The organism is Chitinophaga varians, from assembly GCF_014529945.1.
Lineage (GTDB): Bacteria > Bacteroidota > Bacteroidia > Chitinophagales > Chitinophagaceae > Chitinophaga > Chitinophaga varians.
Window position 1 is genome coordinate 49,404 of record NZ_JACVFB010000003.1, and the last position, 17,768, is coordinate 67,171.

Genomic DNA, 17,768 nt, shown 5'->3' on the forward strand with positions numbered 1-17,768 from the left:
CACAATTCCTACGCCGCTAACACCTCATTCAACTCCTCAATAATCTCCTCTGTCTTCTCTCCGAACAACTTCCACATTTTCCCCAGTCCTCCATTCCTATTAAACGGATCCAGTTCAAAATCCTCTTTATCCAGGTGGAAGCTGGATGCTACATAATCCTTGATCATACGTAGCCATTGCATTTGTTCTTCGGTGAATTTGGTGGTAGTACCTGCCTGTTTTTTAAACACCCAGGTCTGAAAATTTTTGTCTACCACTTTATCGTAACCGGTGAGAGTGGTATCAATACCGCTTACTTTACGGATAAGGCTTACCAATGCCATCAACTCATTTTTTGGATCACCATTGGTTTGTTTCAATTGTTCGAAGGCTCGCCAGACGTTTAAAGGTGCCAACAACGGCTGTTCCGTTTTCAGCTTCTCACTAAGATCCCTGATCATGGAATAGGTCAGCTCCCGCCGACGGAATGGTTGGTCATAAAAGATCTCAAGAGCCGTGATTTCCCCTTTGTTAGCTTCTATCCATGCGGTGAAGTTACCAATGGTTAATTCGGCTGCAGCGTCCATGTCTTTCACCCAACCAATCTTCGTGATTTCATCGAGATTAATATGGTCAATAATCTGATCATATTTCTTTCGAACATCTACAATATAATTCCGGAGATCCGGGTTATTAAAAATGGCTACAGCCTGTTCAATGAGCTGGTCTTTGGCTTGCTTAATGGCGGCCTCAATCTTCACTGGTGCTTCACCTTCCATTTGTTCCTTTGTGCGCTCTTCAATATCGAAGTTCACATCGGGATCACAGGCGCTCAACAAATGGCGCACAACCTGACTAATGGACTGTCCGTTTGCCTGCGCTGCGAAGGTAGCTTTTTCTTTATCATTAATCTGCTTTTCCAGCCTTAGCAGCCGATTGGCCAGTGTAGAGAGAATATCCTCGCTAGTGTTACCCATGGCAACATTTTGCAATACATCTTTCAGACTCATACCAGGAGACCGCTCCAGTGGCCGGCTATCTGTTTTCTGAGATAGCTCCACTCCGATGGCATCGATGATGACAAAATGATCCTTGGTAAACTTCGCAGAGGGAGTGCCAGTTGCCCGTAACTGTTCCAGGGAGCAGGTGCGCGTTCCCCGACCTTTCATCTGTTCGTAGTAACTGCGACTCTTAACATCCCGCATAAATACCAGTACCTCCAAAGGCCGAATATCTGTACCGGTGGCAATCATATCTACCGTCACCGCAATTCTTGGGTAATAGTCATTGCGGAATTGGGAAAGCACTTCTTTGGGATCATCCTCACTTCTGTAGGTTATCTTCTTACAGAATTTATTACTCTCACCAAACTCCTCCCGTACTATTTCAATGATATCTTCAGCATGAGAATCTGTCTTAGCAAATATCAACGTTTTCGGCACTTCAAAATTACCATCCTTATCCCTCCTATCGGGGAACATAGCTGGCAGATTATCCTTTATCGCGCAGATAATAGTCCGGATAGTGCTGGGGTTCACAATGTCTTTATCCAACTGCTTACCACTGTATTCAATGTCTTCATCGACCGCTTCCCAGAATTTTTTCCGGGTCAGCCGTTCCCGTTTATCCACGCTCTCCCCTAACTGGATTTTACTTCCCTGGTTAGTAATTTTAGTTTGTACGGTAAAAACATTGTAGGGAACCAATACACCATCAATAACGGCCTTCTCGTAACCGTAGTCGCTGACCAGATTCTGCTTGAAATATCCGAAAGTCCTGTTGTCCGGCGTGGCAGTCAATCCGACCTGGAATACATCGAAATAGTCCAACACCTGCTTCCAAAGGTTGTATATGCTCCGATGGCACTCGTCTATGATAATAAAATCAAAAAATTCAGGAGGGACCTTTTCGTTATAGACTACAGGTAATGGATCCTTAGATTGGACCCTTTCGTTAGGATTCTGCTCCTCTACACTTTCATCCAATTCAACACCCTTCAAAATAGAGTACATCCGCTGGATGGTGCTAATATATACCTGATTATCGCTGGGGATAAAGCTATTTTTCAATCTGGTAACCCCATACAGCTCTGTAAATTTCCGGTTATCATCGTTGGGCACATAGGCCATAAATTCTTGTTCCGCCTGTTCACCGAGGTTTTTGGTGTCCACAAGAAAAAGCACCCGTTTAGCTTTTGCATACTTCAACAGTCTATAAACAGCTGTAATAGCAGTAAAAGTCTTGCCGGAACCCGTGGCCATTTGAATCAGCGCTTTAGGGCGTGCATCTTTGAACGATTTTTCCAGGTTAACGATGGCTGTGATTTGGCAATCCCTTAGGCCATCATGTGGTAACGGAGGCAAATCATGCATCCGCGTCCTAAGGGATTTATCGTCCCGTAGCCACTCCGCGAATGTTTCAGGTCTGTGGAAACTGAATACCTCTCTTGATCGTGGCTTTTTATCTCTATAGTCGGTAAACTTAGTGATGTCCCCCGTACTTTCGTATACAAACGGCAGCGGATCATTCTGGCAATACTTGAGTTTCGCCCTGGCATACCCTTCGCTTTGTTCTTCGTGAATTGACATATGAACACCTTCTTCCGCTCTTTTAGCTTCGACGATGCCTACCGGCTTTTTATTGACGAACAGTACATAGTCGGCGGGACCTACGTCAGTTTGATACTCACGAATAGCAACTCCAATACCTTCGCTAAGATTAATTCGGGATTTATCCTGAATAATCCATCCACTCTCCATTAATTCATTATCAATTTGTTGCCGGGCTTTTTGCTCAGGGTTCAGGTTCAAGGTGGAATAAGATTTATTTACAAAATAAAATTTTCAACAGACAACAATCTCTATCTATTTGAGATGGGCTAAATTTCTTATTTTCTAGCTACAATACCACTACCCAGAATAAGGAAACATCCTTTTAGAGCAAAATTTACGACTTTTTTGTCGCAAAAGACCTTTAAAATGGTAAAATTGAGGCAATCCAGCGGAAAATGGCGCCACACGGATATAGTTATCAAGTATGGCACCAATCCCTGTTTGGGTAAAACAATCAGTTAAGTCACTTCTTCAACACCTCCTCCGCCTCCACCACCTTTTAATTCGCGTCTGTATCTATAAAATGAGCGCCGGGATTGTTAAAAATTCCAGTATTTTTATCAATAAAACAGAAGCCTTCTATATACTTTTTCAAAATCTCATTAGATGGCCTGTAAAACTGTATTTCCATGTCAAACCCTATGCTATTTTCCCCTTCTTTTTAAGCACTACCAACCCGATCAGGGAAAGCGCCGATAAGCCCACCAAAAAGATGGCTACGTTTTTCAGGGAATTACCCCTGATGAATACCGGTTCATTTCCCCTGTCAATAAACCTCACATTGGAGTTAATAATATCTTCCTGCGGAGATATCAGGTTATCAACATATACTGTGATTTCGTCACCTATACGGAGACTGTCAATTTTCTCCAGCACGGGAGCAAAGTCTCCTTTGTCTTTCCCGATAAAAATCTCAAACACATCGAGATAATTATCCACCCGGATATAACGGCATTTTCCGCTATTTCTGGCAGGAGGATAATTGTTAAACGTCTTCTCCAGATAGTTGATGTTGCCGGTAATCTTTTGAAGATCGGCCTTATTCAACCCGGCCCTGAAATACGAAAAAAAGCCTAAAATAATCAGGCCAACAAACGAAAGTACACTCTTCAGGAAAATGCGCTGAGGCGCTTTGGTGATCTTCTCCACAATAAATTAAATGTTTCTTAAGGATTGGCGGAGTTCCAGGAATTTCTCCTTGGGCATCATGCCGTTAATGGCAATAGTGCCGTCATCTTCAACACGCACCTCTACTTTATTTTTGATGGTGTGCAGCTTATCTTCGAGATGTTTATACCGCTCCGTCTGGAAAAAAATACGCTGGTTGGTGGAGCCCACCCATGGGCGTTCAAAACTGGTCAGTGCTTTTACGTACGGACCATCCACAAAAATATCGCAGAGTGCTATGATGGCGACTTTATGCGGGCAACCGCTTTCCAGGATGGCTTCTTTCGTATAGCCGCTGAAAAGCATCAGCGACAATCCCAATGCCTTCACTTCCCGCAGGAACGGCAGCAGTGCTGCCGCCTGGTCCATGGGTTCCCCGCCCAAAACGGTAAGGCCTTCGATCTCCGGCGTTGCGGAGAGTATCTGCAACAAGGCTGATGGGTCTGTAATCTTTCCTTTGTTACGGTCCCAGGTATGTGGAACCATACAGTCCTCACATCTGATTGAGCAGCCTTGTACCCACAGGCAGGCCCTGAGCCCTGGCCCTTCTGCCGCTGTTACCGGAATAAATGCGTTGATGTATAGTGGTTCCATTCACTTAAAATTCTATAACCCTGCCTTTGCCTGGCCCTATCTCTTTTCCTTTATCATCTCTGGGCGCCGGCGCTTCTCTTCTTTCAGGTTGAAGATTCATGCCATTCACGGTAAAAGAGGTAGTCAACATCAGGTTGCTCATCAACGCCGGTGTGAACCCCATCCTTTGTTCCAAATCAAAAACATCCGCGAAATAGCCGTTCCTGCGCCGCTCGTCGATGATGGCCTTTGCCAGTATCAGGTTGATACCGGGCAATTGTATCAGGTCCTTCTCCCCCGCGGTATTGATGTTCACGTCAGGCACTATCGTTTCGTCCGGAATGAAAACGGTGACATTGGCCCTGTTGTTATGATCTTCTGCCGTCACAAATGCATTCAATCCCAATACGATGCTCATGCCCAGACTGCCCATATATCCCAATGCAAACAGTAGATTACAAACATATAGCGCGCCGCCATTCACATGTTCCAGCATCGCCAGCGAACCGGCGGTAGCCACGCCCAGCACAATGGAATAAATTCCCAGCCGCTTCTTTTTCTGCGTAAAAGCAAACACCACACACACCAATGCGTTCAGCAAAGGAATGACACCCAAAACCAGTCCCAGTAAAAAGCCTCCCAGCCGTTTTCCAAACATGTATTTTTATTTTTAGGGCGATTAATATTCAATTACTCTTCCTCCTCCCCTTTTCGGAGCATCGAAATCCACGTTTCCCCTTATCCTGTCGACCTGCTCAGAAGAGAGCTCCATACGTCTTTTCAGGTCGTTGATGTCTGTGAAGTTACCGTTGGTATTTCTCTCCGAAATAATGGTCTTTGCCAATATCCGGTTGATACCGCGCAACTGCATCAGCTCCTCTTCTTCCGCGGTGTTTACTTTGACTACAACAGACGATATAGGCTCCTGCTGCGGCAACGGTGGCGGCGTTCGCGGAGGCGTTCGCGGAGGCAGTGGTGGTGGCTGAAATGCAGGCGGAGACACGATCGGCTCCTCCCTTTCTGGCTCCGGCTCCGGCGCCGGCTGCCGGTTGAAAGAACGGCTAACCGTTTCATCATCCACGCCGGCGCGACGGACATTCGTCGCCTCTTCACCCGGCGTGAGAAATAAATTAGCGCCGCTGCTGATACATCCCACACAGGCGATGACATAACCGATTAATACCAGCCCGCTCATGGCGGCATACATCGCCCCATGTTCGGCGGTAAGATATTCTTCGGTGAAATTGTTGATATGCCTGGTAGCCTGTTGATCGGCAGCCAGCTTCTCTGTATCGAACGTCAGATCGTACTTGTCATTTTCCGTTCCGGCCTTTACTTTATCCAGATAATCCCTGTAGAGGTATTGGCTGAGCTGATGAAATGCCGCCTGAGGTTTTGCGGACAACTTACCCTGCTGCGCGTTTTCCAGCAGGGGCTTGTTTTTCTCATCTTCCTGTACCAGTTGATGGGCTGTATTTCTTAAAACCTGTTGCAGCGCAGTTTCCATCCCCACAGAATCTATCAGCATATCACGTTTCACGGACACCATCTGTAGATTCTTCCGGAAAGCCTCCGGGAATGCGGCTTTAATAGGTTTCTCTTTTCTGCCATATATGTTTATCACCACGGCCAACACCAGGGTGATACCAGCTATCACACCATAAATAGTCGTCCACTGCTTCTTTTTCAGTTTATATGAAAAAATCGTGGCGCCGAAGGTGTTAACAAGCGGGATAATGCCGACAACGATGCCCAGCAATATGCCCCACAGTCGTTTTAAAGACATACTAGAGATTATTTGAAAGATGTGAGCGGTCGTCTGTTTTAATTTCTTGCTCGTAGTACTCGGAAGTCAGTGTTTCGTTGATGATCTTCCCTTCGATGAGCTGTTCGATCAACTTTGTGTAATCTTTGCAGGACGGCCCTTTTACGCCATTAATCTCCGCAGTCACATTCCCGTCCTTATCGATGGAGATGATCAATTTGCGTTCCGTAGACATCAGCCATTCAAATTAAATGTTAATACGATAGACTGATTTTTCTGAACAGCTTCCTGTTCCAGCACCAGTCCTTTTTCTGCTGCCTTCGCTTTTATGGTATTGTAGATGTAGTCCTGCACCATGCCTTTGTATTCCGCTTCTATGTCGCTTATCAGCGCCGCAACATCGCCGGCTTCCTGGGAATAGAAATAATTCACTTCATAAAAGCCGGACCCGCTCATCTGGAATACAAGCTGGCAATCATTTATCACGGTTTCGAAGAGGTTGCCTTTACCATTTATTTTCGCCTGGTACAACTTGGTCAAAGTATTTCTGATCAGCCCCTCGCTTTTCATATTTGTTGGAAAAGTGAAAGCGCTCTGTTTCTCGGCCGACCGGTTCCAGTTAGCTTCTCCCAATACAATGATGGGTCTTATATCATATCTTACGCTCATGGAGACAAATTTTAGAATTCTATGCTGCGGCCACCTCGTGAAGCCTCTTCTTCCGGCTTTTTAGGATCGTTGGTCACAGACGGATTACCGGGTATTTTATGACTAACAGACGTGGCAGATACCGCGCGGACGTTTGCCCATTCCCTGATGGCGCGGATCTTCTCAGACTGCGTCACCACCAGCGGAACGGTATTTTCAATAGCTGTGATAAAATCATCCATCGTAATAGGCCTGTTCTCCGAAAATGCCTCAAACAATCCACTGATCACGACCTGTTCAATTTCTGCGCCGGTAAATCCTTCTGTTCGCTCTACCAACGGATCAATAAAACTGTCGTCCAGTTTCAGGTTACCTATTACCTCCGGGTGTGTCAGTCGCTTTTTCAGGTGGATATCTATAATGATCTTTCTTTCCGCTCTGGTAGGAAGGTCTACAAAAAATATTTCATCAAAACGGCCTTTGCGCATCAGCTCTGGTGGCAGGAAATCGATGTTGTTGGCCGTGGCCACCACAAATACAAACTTTTCCTTCTCCTGCATCCAGGTGAGGAATGTGCCGAACAAGCGGGTAGCGGTGCCGCTGTCGCCAGAGGAGCCTACACCTGAAAATGCTTTCTCAATTTCATCTATCCACAACACACAGGGAGCCATCGACTCCGCTGTTTGAATCACGGTACGCATATTACGTTCGCTGCTGCCGACAAGACCGCTGAATACCGCGCCCATATCCAGCCGCAGCAGCGGCACATTCCAGGAAGTGCTGACCGTTTTCGCCGTTAAACTTTTACCGCAACCAGGTAAACCGGTGATCAGCACGCCACGGGGAGCAGGGATATTATATTTGCGGGCCTGTTCGGACCAGCTGTCAGCGCGCTTTTCCAACCACTTTTTCAGATTTTCCAATCCGCCGATGTCTTCCATCTTTAGCTTAGGCATGCTGAATTCCAGCAGGCCGTTGCGGTGGATGATCTGTTTCTTTTCTTCCGCGATGGTGCTGATATCATGAACGTCCAGCACCCCATCATTCACCATCGACAGGGCAAAGGCATTTTCCGCTTCGTTAAGGGTAAGTCCGCAGGCGGCTTCGCATAAACGGGCCACAGCATTGTTCGCATTCAGATCGAAGCGCAGGCGTTGGTTCTGCCTGTTCTGCTCCACCAGGTTGAGTAATACCTGTTGGATTTCATCCGCCGTTGGCAGGGCAAATTCTTTGATCAGTATCTCTTTTTGCAGGGCATCCGGAATAAATTTATCATGACCGGTAATGATCACCGTTTTCAGCCAGTCGCCTTCTTTAATACGCCACACCAGGTCTTTTAACTTGCGGATGATGTTCTGCTCACAATTAGGGTTGGCCAGTTGCGCGTACATGTCTTTCAGGATAAGCACGCCGTCTTCTTCCAGTTCATCCGCAAACTCCAATGCCCGCATGGGCGTTTTCACATCCCCTTTCTCTATCCTGTTATTTTTGACATAACCATCCACCACGGTCCATTCCCATACCGCTCTGGGTTTACTAAACAGGGTCGTATCTTGTAGCATTCCTTTTACGGTGTCAACAAATCGCTTTTCTTCCCAGGTAACAACGTAGATGATAGGGAAACGCGCTTTAATCAGGGCCGCAAGTTCTTTCGTAAAATCAGTAGCAGGCATATCGGTTTAATTATTTACTCCGGACAATCCACGGGCAGGGATATAGTCATTACTGTTACAGCATCGAAAATATCCGGGTAAATATATATTATTTTCCCTCAATTTAAATACCGGAAGAGCTTACACCAATGCTGTAGCGGAGTTTCATCGTTTATGCATGCCAGTGATACCGGTTGTGGATATATGGTCTTCAAAAATTATTTTACCGAACGTTTGGTAATATAAATATTTCGCCTACCTTTGTTCCATGAGACCACAGAAAATAGATGATGCCCGGCTGATAGCAGGATTGATGTCGGTGTTACAATCGAAAGGATTTGAAGGTGCCAGTCTTAACGACCTCGCCCAGGCCTCTGGCTTGCAAAAGGCAAGTCTCTACCACCGGTTTCCCGGCGGAAAGAATGAAATTGCCATGATGGTGCTCCGTTTCGTCTATGAATGGATCAAGGATAACCTGTACCTGGTGCTGACAGAGAAAGACGTGGCGCCAGCCACCAAACTGCAGCGGGCCATACAACATATCCGTCAACTGTACCATAATGGAGATAAAAGCTGTATCCTCAATGCCCTCTCCCTCGATTCAGGGTTGGTGGTGTTGGGCGATGAGATCGGCAAAGCGATGCAACTGTGGATAGACGCCTTCACCGCCCTGGGCGTTGAAGAGGGCTTTACTACGGCGCAGGCCAAAGCGAAAGCCAGGCAGTCACTGATCCTCGTGCAGGGAAGCCTCGTACTGGCCAGAGGACTGGGCGATCCTTCCCATTTCCATAAAGCCCTCACCGATCTGAAACTGCTTTTCGCCAACGAGTAAAATTTTTTTCTTTATCATTTTACCGAACGTTCGGTAATAAATATACATCATCCTAAAAATAAAAATCAAGTAACATGAACACTGTAAGACACCATACCACCACCGTTAATGGCATCGAGATCTTCTACAGAGAAGCTGGTCAGAAAGGTAAACCCGCCCTGGTATTATTACATGGCTACCCAACCTCTTCTCATATGTACCGCAACCTGATGCAACGCCTGGCCGACGACTACTACCTGATCGCGCCCGACTATCCTGGCTTCGGCAGAAGCGCCCAGCCGCACATGACCGACTTCGACTACTCTTTCGACAGTTTTGCCGCTATCGTACAGGGCTTGCTGGAACAACTGGGCCTGGACCGTTACAGCCTATACCTTATGGACTACGGCGCACCGGTAGGATACCGCATCGCCACGGCACATCCTGAAAAAATCGAGACCCTGATCGTGCAGAACGGCTGCGCCTACGACGAAGGACTGGAGCAGTTCTGGGACCCTATCAAGGAATACTGGAAAGACAAAAACAATAAAGTAGCCGAACGCACCCTGGAAGGATTTCACAGCATCGACGGACTGAAATGGCAATATACCCACGGTGTCGCTGACACCGCGCTCGTAAGCCCGGATAACTGGGAACACGACCTCCGTCACCTGTCACGCCCCGGCAACGACAGGATACAGCTCCAGCTCTTCCACGACTATCAGCATAACGTGACGTTGTACCCTCAATGGCAGGAATACTTCCGCACCTACAATCCTGACATGCTGATCGTATACGGCAAAAACGATTATATATTCCCGGTAGCCGGCGCCGAAGCGTACAAAAAAGACGTAAAGAACCTGGAATACCACTTGTTCGATGCCGGTCACTTCGCACTGGAAACACACGGTGAAGAAATTGCTGCTACCATCAAAAACTTTCTCCGTCTAAAAGTTTCTCCCAAACCATTGACCACCGCCTGATTGACGGCTCACTATCCGGGAGTAAGGCTTCATGGCCACTCCCGGTCCCCACTAAAAATTACCCTCACATGAAACGCCCATTATTCTTTTTAATCCTGATTTTTATGATCAATACTGTCAGCACCGCCGCAAAAGAGACATTCCCCGTTTACCACAGGACCATCCACGTGGACGGTATCAATATCTTCTACCGCGAAGCCGGCGATCCCACCAAACCTACGCTCCTGCTGCTGCATGGATTTCCCTCTTCTTCACACAATTTCAGAACGCTCATCCCGCTGCTGAAAGATGATTTTCACCTACTGGCGCCCGACTACCCCGGCTTCGGATTCAGCGATATGCCACCCATGTCCGAATTCGATTACACTTTTGACAACTACTCCCGTTACATCGAAAAATTCCTTTCCCTGAAAGGCGTGACGAAATGCAGCATGTATTTGTTCGACTATGGCGCGCCGGTAGGCATGAGGATCATCCAGCGCAACCCCGCTATCCTGGAGCACCTCGTCGTACAAAATGGAAACATCTACGCGGAAGGCCTGAGTGATATACTCAAGAACTACCGGAAAAATATTGATGAAAACACGGAAGCGTCCCGCGCACTGGTATACAAGGCGTTTGAGCTGGAATACACTACATTCGAATACCTCCACGGTGTAAGTGATCCCACAAAAGTATCTCCGGAAAGTTATCAACTCGATCAACTGCTGATGGACAGGCCCGGTAACAAAGAGATCCAGTACAAACTGAAATACGACTACCGGTTCAACATCGCGGAGTACCCTCAATGGCAACAAACCCTTCGGCAGCTTGCTCCCCGCGTGCTGATCGTTTGGGGAGAAAATGACCCTGTATTCCTCAAACCCGGCGCCCTGGCCTTTAAGAAAGATATCCCGGCTACTGAAATGTACTTCTATCCTACCGGCCACTTTGCCCTGGAAGAGTATGTGGTGGAGATAGCGGAGCGGATAAACGTATTTTTAAAAGCAGGCAAATAATGCTGGTCAACACAGAAAAGGCTGCCTTAAAAAGCAGCCTTTTCTGTGTTTCGTTATGTGGCAATCACTATTGTTCGTTAAGATGGACCCGGTAACCTGCTTTTTCAATCGCTGTAAAAACAGTAGCCTGTAAATCGTCAGCAGCCAGTGTTACGGTTACGGTACCAGGACCGATATGTTGAATCCCGGCTCCTTCCACTGCTTCAATCGCTTTTGTAACGGTTGCCTGGCAGTGCGCACTTTTCATCGTTGGAACGTTGAATATTTGATTTTTCATGGTAGTAATTTTTATTTGTTTTTGATACCACAAATTTCAAAAAAGCTACCTGAACAGTTGTTACAAGATTATGCGGATGTTTTACAAGATTTTGTTTTTCATACATCTCTCCATCCCGGTATAAGAGCTGTTTCGTATTCTAAGGCTGTCATTACTGGTTTTATTAATAAAGTACTCAAAAATTCCTGCATGACCAAACACTAATTACGCGATGGCACACATTCTGCCCAGTACATGTTCAGTAGGGATACAAACAGAACTAGCTGGCATTTCATTGACAAAAACAATAGTCCGGGTTATCTGGATAATTTCCTTATCTAAATAACCAACGGACTATTACAACCTACCACACTATCACCTGACTCCTACCCCTGCGGCGCCTTCTTAATCGCCACAGCGGCGATCACCGCTCCCACAAAACTCACGATTGCTGCCGCCATAAACGCTGTCTGGAAGCCACCGTTCAATGCTTCCACATCTGTGAGTCCACCTGTTTTAAGGATACCGGTTTTCGCAGAAGAGATGGCTACAATAACGGCCAGGCCTAATGCAGAACCTATCTGATAACTGGTATTGACCAGCCCTGACGCCAGTCCGGATTCTTCCGGCCGCGCTCCTGAAATGGACGCCACTGTTCCCGGGATATAAGCCAGCGACATGCCGATGGCGCCTAACAGGGAAGCCGGCAGTACATGCGTCATAAAGCTACCGTTGACAGGGGCGATGCTGAATAATAACAGAGACACCGTCAGCGCCAGCAAACCAGCTACAAGATTAGGTTTGATGCCAAACCTGCCCATCAGTTTTCCGGTGATGATGACCATAAACAGCATAATGGTAATGGTCATCGGTAATAATGCCAGGCCACTGTTGAAGGCCGGAAAATGCAATATCTGTTGCAGGTACAGGTTCAGGAAAAACCACAATGGAATCCAGGCCGCGGCCATCAGTGCCATCACCAGATTGCCCGCAGAGAGATTGAACGCTTTAAAAATCGACAATGGCATTAAGGGCTCTCTCCTGTTTTTCTGCAAGGCCACAAAAGCGATTAACAACACCACTGATAATAACAGCAGTCCCCATGTCTGCAGGGATTGCCAGCCGGCGCTTTCTGCCGCCACGATGGCGTATACCATCAGCACAAATGCAGCGGTGGCCAGCATGGCGCCTCCCAGGTCAATACTCCCTTTACGGTGTTTTCCTTTCAACAACAGCGAAGGACTCAGCGCCAGCACCACCAGCCCGATGGGGATGTTAATCAGGAACACCCAATGCCACGAAAGCCACTGGGTAATGGCGCCGCCGAGGAATACGCCCGCCGATCCGCCGGCGGCGGCGGAGGCGCCCCAAAAACCGAGCGCTTTGTTCAGCTCTTTGGGATCTGTGAATTTGGTGAGTACCAGGGTGAGCGCCGACGGGGCTATCAGGGCAGAACCTAATCCCTGCAAGGCCCTGCCTATATTCAACGAGGCTTCGGACCAGGCCACGCCCGCCAGCAATGACGCGGCGGAGAGAATAACGAAACCCCACATAAATATTTTACGGGCGCCGAACAGATCGGAGAGTCTTCCGCCCAGCAGCAGAAAACCGCCGAAGAAAATGACATATGCATTGAAGATCCATTGCAGACCCGACTGTGAATAACCAAGGTCGCTTTTAATGGCCGGCAATGCCACGCCGATGATGGAAGTATCCATGATCACCATGAATTCCGCCATACAGAGCACGAAAAGGGCAGCCCATCGTTTGCGGTAAGGTGCCGCGTGTATCGGCACAACAACTGTTTCTGAAATCATATCGTTAATGTTTTTGTAAGATGATTATTGAAGTTGCAGCAGTCCCTGCGCACGCTGAAGCCGGACGTGGACTACCTTCTGAAGATAGATGGCCTGCAGGTGATTAAGCTTTGCCTGCGTCAGCGCCAGTTCAGCATCCGTCAGTTCCAGCCGGGTGCTCAGACCGTTGCGGTAGCGGTCGTCCATCATGGTGTAGCTGATCTCTGCCAGTTCAACGGTCCTTTGCTGTATGCGCAGCTGCTCGTTGCTTTCTTTCCATTGCGACAGCAGCGAGGCCAGTTCTGATCTGACCGATTGCGCCAGGTCTTCCTGCCCGATGGTCTCCTGTTTCCGGCGGATTTCAGCCTGACTGATTTTCGCTTTTATACGGTTGCCATTGAATATGGGCATCGCAATCTGTACGCCCACGAAAGAAGTAGGCGGCCATACATATTGACCAAACTTGTAGTTGTCGGCCTGTGCCTGTAGCTGATACTGACCTACGGCGGTTATCTGCGGCAGTCTTTCAGCTTTGGCGATAGCGATCTCCAGTCCGCTCTTTTCGGTAGACAGCTTTTGTACTGCCATATCATGGCGCCGCTGCACAGCGGTCGTCATAGCGTCAGCCAGCTCATAAGCGTCTGTAGCAAAGGCTTCCGGGGCGAGGGTGTCAGACAATTCGATGGCGGTGGTGTCATCCATGCCCATCAGTCTTTTGAGTTGTATGCCTGCCACCTCGAGGTTATTATGAAGATAGGAGATCGATGACCGCAGATTTTCCACCGCGATGAAAGCCCGGAGGGTGTCCTGTTTCAGGCTGCGGCCCTGTGCAAACAGGGAACGGGTGTCTTTCAGCGCTTTTTCGTTGCGGACGAGGCTCTGCTGGTGGAGCGCTATCTGCGACTGCATCAACAGCATATCAAAATAGGCGACGGATATTTCGGTACCGAGGTTCGCTTTCAGGTCGGCAGTTTTCTCGCGCTGGATTCTTTCGTCATATACGGCGGCTTTCGTCTGACGCCGTGCGGTTTCGTTGAGCAGCGGCTGGCTGGCGGCCACCACGCCATTGAAGGCGTTCTTGCCGCCTACGGCCACGTCCTGTACCGGCTTCGAGGTACCGGCAAAGGAGCCTGGCAGAAAGATGACCTGCCGGTCGAAATAGCGCAGGTAGCCGCCATTGGCTGCCACATTGGGTAAAAGCCGGCTTTTTGTTTCTCTGGTCACCTCTCTCTGGTGCGTTTCTTCCAACGTCTGTATCTGCAACTGCCTGTTGCCGGTGGCGGCCATCGACAGCGCTTCGGCGAGGCTTATTTTTTTGGCTGTCTGCGCGCTGCCGTGAAGGGCAACGAGCAGCAGCGGTATCATGAGATTACTTGGTTTCATTACTTTATTTTTTTATGATCAACCCGCAGGTGCTGTTTCCACTGCGGATAAAACCTCGTCGGGCTCTTCTTCTACCACCTTACGGCGCTTGTTGCCGGACAGGTAGGAATACACAGCAGGGATGATGAACAGGGTGAGGATACCGGCGAAAATTAATCCGCCGGCAATGACGATGCCGAGCGACTGACGGCTGTTGTTCGTCATCGCGATCGGCAGGGCGCCGAATATCATGGCCAGAGAGGTCATCAGGATGGGCCGGAAACGCTGCTCTGCGGCCTGAATAGCGGCATCGAATTTTGAAAGTCCGCTATCTTTCAGGTGATTGGCAAATTCCACGATCAGAATGCCATTCTTGGTGATCAGTCCCACCAGCGTGATAATACCGATCTGGCTGAACACATTCAGGCTTTGGCTGAACCAATCGAGGCTTAACAGCGCGCCCATTACCGCTGCTGGTACGGTCAGCATAATAATCAGCGGATCACGGAGACTTTCAAACTGAGCGGCAAGGATCATGTAAATGAGCAGCAGCGCCAGGATCAACGTAAAGGCAATGTTACCCTGGCTCTCTTCATAGTCTCTCGACTGCCCCGCGAGGGAGGTTTTGAAATTAGCGCCCAGCACTTCCTGCTGAATACGTTTCATCTCATCAATCCCTTCTGCAAGGCTTATCCCCGGCGCTAATCCGGCAGATACTGTAGCAGAAGTATATTGATCATAACGATAGATAGAAGCGGGACTGATGCTTTCTTTGATCGTTACCAGGTTGTCCAGCGAAATCATTTCACCGCCTGCGGAGCGCACGTAGATCGTTTTGAGATCACTGATTTTATTTCTGTTTTCCCGCTCCAGCTGGCCGATGACTTCATATTGACGATCGTTGCGCAGGAAGTAACCATAACGTTGACCCGACAACGAAAGCTGAAGCGCCCGCGCCACTTCCTGTATGGAAACGCCCATCAGCGCCGCTTTCTGGCGGTCGATGCTGATTTGCAGCTCAGGTTTATTAATTTTCAGGTCGGCATCTACGAACATCAGTTTGCTGCTTTGCCGCGCTGCCTGCAGGAACTTGTTCAAGGCAGCGGAAACTGTATCCAGCGTAGGGCCCTGCAATACAAACTGCAGCGGCATACCGCCACCGTAGCGTGTTCCGATGGTAGGCGGCAGATAAGGGAACAGCAGCATTCCTCTGAAGTTGCCGGATGCGGCCGCATACTGGTTATACAGTTGCTGCACCGTCACCTTCCGCTCTTTGGGTTCTTTCAGGTAGATGCTCTGCACGGCAAAACTGGTCGGCGCCGGTGCAGGGATAAACGACACCGCCACCATAGAATAGGTCTGGTACAGCCCTTCCGTAGAATCATTCACGTACCGGCCTACTTCAGTCATATGTTTTTTCATATAATCGAAGGACACGCCTTCCGGCGCAATCGCGATCAGGCTCATATTAGAGCGGTCTTCCACGGGCGCCAGCTCAGACGGCAGTTTCCTGCCCACGGCCCAGATCACGACACCGCCACCTAACAGAAATACCCACGCCATCCAGCGCACCTTCATAAAACGTTTCAACATATGTGCGTAACCGTTATTCAGGCGCACAAAGAAAGGCTCGGTTTTTCGTTGGAACCAGTTAGGCCTTTCCTGTTTCTTCAACAGGTAAGCACTCAGCATAGGCGACAACGTTAGTGCCACAAACGCCGATACCAGCACTGATCCGGACACCACAATGGCGAACTCTTTGAACAGCTGTCCGCTGATACCACCCATGAACACAATGGGCAGGAATACGGCGGCCAGCGTAATAGTGGTGGAGATAACCGCAAAGTAGATTTCTTTGGAACCTTTGAATGCCGCCTGTACCGGTGTCATGCCCTCTTCTACTTTTTTGTAGATGTTTTCCAACACCACAATCGCATCGTCCACCACCAGGCCGATAGCCAATACCAGTCCCAGCAACGTCAGTACGTTAATGGAAAAGCCTGCGATGTACATAATGAAAAACGCAGAGAGGATAGATACGGGAATAGCCAGCACGGGGATGATGGTAGAACGCCAGTCTCTCAGAAACAGGAAGATGATGAGCACCACCAGTCCGAAGGCAATGAAAAGCGTTTCTTCCACTTCTTTGATGGACTCTCTCACCGGCTTGGTGAAATCGAAACCGACGATCAGCCGGTAATCTTTGGGGATCTCCTTGCGGAGTTGTTCGAGGCGGCGGTAGAATTCATCCACCACTTCGATAGCGTTGGCGCCGCGTTGTATCTGAATGGCGATTCCTATGCCTACGCGGTTGGCATTGCCTGTTTCATTGATGATGGCGGTGCGTTCGTTGTGTTCTCCCAGTTCCGCAAAACCGATATCTTTCAGGCGGACCACCGAGGTGCCCGACTGTTTGATGATCATTTCGTTGAATTCCGCGGCGGTGGTGAGTCTTCCCATGGTGCGGACACTCAGCTCCGTGGTGCTGCCTTCAATTTTTCCGGAAGGGAGGTCCATGTTTTCCCGGAGCAGCGCCATACGGATGTCTTCCGGCGTGAGGCGGTAAGCTGCCAGTTTCACGGGGTCGAACCGCAACCGCATCGCGTATTTGTGTTCGCCCACCACGGCCACGCGGTTGATGCCTGGTATGGACTGCATCCGATCTTTGATGACGGTAGCCGCCAGGTGGCTGACTTCTTTGATGTCTTTGGTGTCACTTTCCACTTCGAGGAAAGCCACGAGGTTGTCTGCGGAACTGGCTTTCTCCACGATAGGCGGATCTACGTCGGCGGGCAGCTGGTTGCGGGATTTCGCTACCTTGTCACGCACGTCGTTCAGCGCATCTTCCAGGTCCACATCGCGGTTAAATTCCACAGAAATGACGCTGGCCTGCTCTCTGGATTCAGAGGAGATGGTGCGCACGCCGCCGGCTTCCGCCAGCGACTCTTCTATTGGCCGCGTGATCTTAGAGGCGATGACATCAGGGCTGGCGCCGGGATAGAAGGTGACCACAGAGATGACCGGCGCTTCCGTCAGCGGAAACTCCCGGATGCCCAGGTTCTTCCATCCTACCAGTCCCATGATGATGATCAGGACGGAGAATACACCTCCCAGAACCGGCTTTTTTATGCTTATTGTTGGTAAGTTCATGATAGATAGTTTGAAG

15 protein-coding genes are annotated in these 17,768 nt (G+C 48.9%); 3 read left to right on the plus strand and 12 right to left on the minus strand.

What is annotated here, in order from left to right; translation table 11 throughout:
• Positions 1-8 precede the first annotated feature (8 nt).
• The 8 genes from ICL55_RS14680 to ICL55_RS14715 form a co-directional block, all read right to left on the minus strand.
• The gene (locus tag ICL55_RS14680; RefSeq protein WP_246496373.1) at positions 9-2,789 is read right to left on the minus strand and encodes a type I restriction endonuclease subunit R; all 2,781 of its coding nucleotides are present in this window, start codon (positions 2,787-2,789) and stop codon (positions 9-11) included.
• A gap of 441 nt (positions 2,790-3,230) precedes the next feature.
• The gene (locus ICL55_RS14685) at positions 3,231-3,740 is read right to left on the minus strand and encodes a hypothetical protein (RefSeq protein WP_188098499.1); all 510 of its coding nucleotides are present in this window, start codon (positions 3,738-3,740) and stop codon (positions 3,231-3,233) included.
• Positions 3,741-3,746: 6 nt separating this feature from the next.
• Positions 3,747-4,352: a 4Fe-4S single cluster domain-containing protein gene (locus tag ICL55_RS14690; RefSeq protein WP_188098500.1), complete on the minus strand. Its 606-nt coding sequence runs from the start codon at positions 4,350-4,352 to the stop codon at positions 3,747-3,749.
• 4 nt (positions 4,353-4,356) lie between these two features.
• Positions 4,357-4,989, minus strand: coding sequence for a ComEA family DNA-binding protein (locus tag ICL55_RS14695; protein WP_188098502.1), 633 nt, complete (start codon positions 4,987-4,989; stop codon positions 4,357-4,359).
• Positions 4,990-5,010: 21 nt separating this feature from the next.
• The gene (locus tag ICL55_RS14700; protein ID WP_188098504.1) at positions 5,011-6,117 is read right to left on the minus strand and encodes a ComEA family DNA-binding protein; all 1,107 of its coding nucleotides are present in this window, start codon (positions 6,115-6,117) and stop codon (positions 5,011-5,013) included.
• 1 nt (position 6,118) lies between these two features.
• The gene (locus ICL55_RS14705; protein ID WP_188098507.1) at positions 6,119-6,331 is read right to left on the minus strand and encodes a DUF2997 domain-containing protein; all 213 of its coding nucleotides are present in this window, start codon (positions 6,329-6,331) and stop codon (positions 6,119-6,121) included.
• A complete protein-coding gene (locus tag ICL55_RS14710; RefSeq protein WP_188098509.1) occupies positions 6,331-6,765 on the minus strand; it encodes a hypothetical protein in 435 nt (144 codons plus the stop codon). Before ICL55_RS14710 ends, ICL55_RS14705 begins: the two co-directional genes overlap by 1 nt.
• 11 nt (positions 6,766-6,776) lie before the next feature.
• Positions 6,777-8,417 carry an AAA family ATPase gene (locus ICL55_RS14715; RefSeq protein ID WP_188098511.1) on the minus strand — a complete coding sequence of 547 codons (1,641 nt, stop codon included), beginning with the start codon at positions 8,415-8,417 and terminating at the stop codon, positions 6,777-6,779.
• A 247-nt stretch (positions 8,418-8,664) separates the two neighbouring features.
• Between ICL55_RS14715 and ICL55_RS14720 the strand changes: the two genes are divergently transcribed.
• From ICL55_RS14720 to ICL55_RS14730, 3 genes are all read left to right on the plus strand, one after another.
• Positions 8,665-9,228: a TetR/AcrR family transcriptional regulator gene (locus ICL55_RS14720; protein WP_188098513.1), complete on the plus strand. Its 564-nt coding sequence runs from the start codon at positions 8,665-8,667 to the stop codon at positions 9,226-9,228.
• A 74-nt stretch (positions 9,229-9,302) separates the two neighbouring features.
• Complete coding sequence (locus ICL55_RS14725) at positions 9,303-10,190, plus strand: alpha/beta fold hydrolase (RefSeq protein WP_188098515.1); 888 nt, start codon at positions 9,303-9,305, stop codon at positions 10,188-10,190.
• Positions 10,191-10,258: 68 nt separating this feature from the next.
• The gene (locus tag ICL55_RS14730; RefSeq protein ID WP_223151454.1) at positions 10,259-11,188 is read left to right on the plus strand and encodes an alpha/beta fold hydrolase; all 930 of its coding nucleotides are present in this window, start codon (positions 10,259-10,261) and stop codon (positions 11,186-11,188) included.
• A gap of 67 nt (positions 11,189-11,255) precedes the next feature.
• Here the strand turns inward: ICL55_RS14730 and ICL55_RS14735 are convergent, their stop codons facing one another.
• The 4 genes from ICL55_RS14735 to ICL55_RS14750 form a co-directional block, all read right to left on the minus strand.
• Complete coding sequence (locus tag ICL55_RS14735; RefSeq protein ID WP_188098517.1) at positions 11,256-11,465, minus strand: heavy-metal-associated domain-containing protein; 210 nt, start codon at positions 11,463-11,465, stop codon at positions 11,256-11,258.
• Between the two features lie 365 nt (positions 11,466-11,830).
• The gene (locus ICL55_RS14740; protein ID WP_188098519.1) at positions 11,831-13,261 is read right to left on the minus strand and encodes an MFS transporter; all 1,431 of its coding nucleotides are present in this window, start codon (positions 13,259-13,261) and stop codon (positions 11,831-11,833) included.
• Between the two features lie 24 nt (positions 13,262-13,285).
• Positions 13,286-14,623 carry a TolC family protein gene (locus tag ICL55_RS14745; RefSeq protein ID WP_188098521.1) on the minus strand — a complete coding sequence of 446 codons (1,338 nt, stop codon included), beginning with the start codon at positions 14,621-14,623 and terminating at the stop codon, positions 13,286-13,288.
• 18 nt (positions 14,624-14,641) lie between these two features.
• Positions 14,642-17,752, minus strand: a complete 3,111-nt coding sequence (locus ICL55_RS14750) for an efflux RND transporter permease subunit (RefSeq protein ID WP_188098524.1) — start codon at positions 17,750-17,752, stop codon at positions 14,642-14,644.
• Between the last annotated feature and the right edge of the window lie 16 nt (positions 17,753-17,768).

Excerpts from the sequence above, each read along its gene's own strand:
- ICL55_RS14690 (WP_188098500.1), bottom strand. The coding sequence starts at position 4,352 with ATGGAACCACTATACATCAACGCATTTATTCCGGTAACAGCGGCAGAA.
- ICL55_RS14725 (WP_188098515.1), top strand. The coding sequence starts at position 9,303 with ATGAACACTGTAAGACACCATACCACCACCGTTAATGGCATCGAGATC.
- ICL55_RS14735 (WP_188098517.1), bottom strand. The coding sequence starts at position 11,465 with ATGAAAAATCAAATATTCAACGTTCCAACGATGAAAAGTGCGCACTGC.
- ICL55_RS14730 (WP_223151454.1), top strand. The coding sequence starts at position 10,259 with ATGAAACGCCCATTATTCTTTTTAATCCTGATTTTTATGATCAATACT.
- ICL55_RS14720 (WP_188098513.1), top strand. The coding sequence starts at position 8,665 with ATGAGACCACAGAAAATAGATGATGCCCGGCTGATAGCAGGATTGATG.
- ICL55_RS14695 (WP_188098502.1), bottom strand. The coding sequence starts at position 4,989 with ATGTTTGGAAAACGGCTGGGAGGCTTTTTACTGGGACTGGTTTTGGGT.
- ICL55_RS14745 (WP_188098521.1), bottom strand. The coding sequence starts at position 14,623 with ATGAAACCAAGTAATCTCATGATACCGCTGCTGCTCGTTGCCCTTCAC.
- ICL55_RS14750 (WP_188098524.1), bottom strand. The coding sequence starts at position 17,752 with ATGAACTTACCAACAATAAGCATAAAAAAGCCGGTTCTGGGAGGTGTA.
- ICL55_RS14710 (WP_188098509.1), bottom strand. The coding sequence starts at position 6,765 with ATGAGCGTAAGATATGATATAAGACCCATCATTGTATTGGGAGAAGCT.
- ICL55_RS14715 (WP_188098511.1), bottom strand. The coding sequence starts at position 8,417 with ATGCCTGCTACTGATTTTACGAAAGAACTTGCGGCCCTGATTAAAGCG.
- ICL55_RS14700 (WP_188098504.1), bottom strand. The coding sequence starts at position 6,117 with ATGTCTTTAAAACGACTGTGGGGCATATTGCTGGGCATCGTTGTCGGC.
- ICL55_RS14740 (WP_188098519.1), bottom strand. The coding sequence starts at position 13,261 with ATGATTTCAGAAACAGTTGTTGTGCCGATACACGCGGCACCTTACCGC.
- ICL55_RS14705 (WP_188098507.1), bottom strand. The coding sequence starts at position 6,331 with ATGTCTACGGAACGCAAATTGATCATCTCCATCGATAAGGACGGGAAT.